Below are 2036 nucleotides of genomic sequence, written 5' to 3'. Positions count from 1 at the left end.
GGGCAGGCCGGCGGTGGCGGCGAGCTCCTGTTGCCGGGTGAGGATCCGGACGAGCGTCGCCGTGCGATCGCGCAACCGGGCCGCGCGCTCGAACGCTCCGCCCGCCGCGATCGCGTCGATCTGGTCGACCATCGCCCTGACGGTCGCGGAGCTCCGGCCGGCGACCAGCGCCTCCCAGTCCTCCGCGTCGGGCGGGGAACCGAGGGTCTCGACGAGGTCCAGCCACGCCGACCTGGCGTCCTCGGATCTCCGGAACGGGCCGAGGGCGGACGGGTGCTCCGGTGTGCGGGTGACCTGTCCACGGATCGCGCGCCCGGAGGGTGGGGAGAGCCACCACCCGCGACGGGGACTCCGCGAGCGCCGGTTGTATGGCGGTTGCAGGGAATCGATGAGCCGCTCCTCGACGGTCCACGCCTCCAGGAGGTGCGCACAGGGCACCGACTCGACACTCGCGGCCAGCCCGACCATCGTGCGCATCCTGCTGCGCGAGTCGGCTCCGGAATAGTAGGAACGGGCCCTCCGCCGCACCGACACGGATGACCCCACGTACAGGGCGCCCCCCGACCCGTCACGGAAGAGGTAGACGCCGGGACCGGTGGTGAGCGCTTCGGTCAGCGCGGCGCGGCGCAGTACCTCGGGGGCGAGGCGGCCGTCGTACGACCGGAGCTCGGTGAGGGTGGCCACCCCGCAGTCCCCGACCCTGGAGATCAGGGCGTGGAGGACGTCGACGGTGGCGCGGGCGTCCTGGAGCGCCCGGTGGTTGGGCTCGACGGTGGATCCCAGATGGGCGGCGAGTTCACCGAGACGGTGTCCGCGGGTCTCGCCACGGTGGAGAATCCGACGTGCCAGGGCGAGCGTGCAGATCGACGGGGGATCCGGCCACTGATGGTCGGTGGAGACGGCAGCCGCCCGGAGGAAACCGAGGTCGAACCGGGCGTTGTGGGCGACCAGGACGGCGCCGCGGGAGAACTCCAGGAACGTCGCCATCACCTCTCCGAGGGTGGGCGCCCCGACGAGGTTGCCGGGGTCGATACCGGTGAGCCTGCTGATGTGCCCCGGCAGGGCACCGTCGATGGCGACGAACGTGGACAGCTCAGCCCGGACCTCGCCGCCCCGTACGCGGACCGCGCCGATCTCGGTGATCTCGTCCGTCCCCGGTCGGGTGCCGGTGGTCTCCAGGTCGACCACGACGAACGTCACCTCGGAGAGCATCGGTTCGAGTTCGTCGAACGCCGCCTGGACCCCCTGGGGCCCGGGCGTGCGGACCGGCTCTCGCGTCGGGGGAGTGGGCATGGTGCCGACGGTAGCGACCCGGTCCGACAGTGGCGGGGCGGACGGTCGTGGCGGAGGCCGGGTGCGGCCCGCCGCCGCGGAGGGGGATGTCGTACCCCGCCGTTACGGTCGGCCTCGAGCCGTAGATCGCGGCCCGGTAACGAATGGGCAACACGCCCAGGACGGAGTGTGATGTAGATCATGTTCTCGATGGACTGCTCACGGTGCCCGGCCCGCCCGCGCCGGTGTGAGGACTGCGTCGTCTCGGTGCTCCTGGCCGGAGAGTCGCAGGTGGACGCGCTTTCCGAGGAGTCGTGTGGGTACGTCCTGGAGCCGGAGGTGCGTTCGGCGATCGAGGTGCTCATGGAGCTCGGAATGGTCTCGACGGTCGAGATCATGGCCTCGGAGACGGCCGCCTAGCGGATGGACTGGACTTCGACGAGATGGTTTCGTAACCTTTTCGAGACCTCGGAAGTCATCACCCGCCCGCCGGTGGGGGGCCGGGGTCACCACCAAAGCGCCAACCACGGTGCACCGGGGAACCACGTTCCACTGGGGTGAATCGCCCGAGGGCCGAGAGGTCCGGGCGTAGGACAGACTTCCGTGTCCGAACCCGTCAGCTAACCCGGTCGGTGTCCAGGAAGAAAGAGGAAATCACTCTCGTGGGAGCCCACAGCATCAAGGCCAACTCGACCGGGCGTCGTGTCGCCACCGCAGGACTGCTCGCGGCCGGAGCCGCCATCGCCGGCGCCGGGACCGCGGCC

At 71.0% G+C, this 2036-nt stretch carries 2 protein-coding genes and 1 riboswitch; of the genes, one reads left to right on the top strand and one right to left on the bottom strand.

Features of this window, described 5'->3' with window-relative positions:
* A partial coding sequence (locus tag G6020_RS15050) for an exonuclease domain-containing protein (RefSeq protein ID WP_182611176.1) occupies positions 1 to 1293 on the bottom strand: 1293 nt, incomplete at its 3' end.
* A 180-nt stretch (positions 1294 to 1473) separates the two neighbouring features.
* Here G6020_RS15050 and G6020_RS15045 point away from each other — a divergent pair.
* Positions 1474 to 1692, top strand: a complete 219-nt coding sequence (locus G6020_RS15045; RefSeq protein ID WP_182611175.1) for a hypothetical protein — start codon at positions 1474 to 1476, stop codon at positions 1690 to 1692.
* 80 nt (positions 1693 to 1772) lie between these two features.
* Positions 1773 to 1921, top strand: a riboswitch (cyclic di-AMP (ydaO/yuaA leader).
* The last annotated feature ends 115 nt before the right edge of the window (positions 1922 to 2036 follow it).

The organism is Dietzia sp. B19 (assembly GCF_014145155.1).
Classification (GTDB): Bacteria; Actinomycetota; Actinomycetes; order Mycobacteriales; family Mycobacteriaceae; genus Dietzia; species Dietzia natronolimnaea.
This window is presented reverse-complemented; position numbering and strand designations above follow the sequence as displayed.

Coding starts and splice junctions, on each gene's coding strand:
- G6020_RS15045 (WP_182611175.1), top strand. CDS start 1,474: ATGTTCTCGATGGACTGCTCACGGTGCCCGGCCCGCCCGCGCCGGTGT.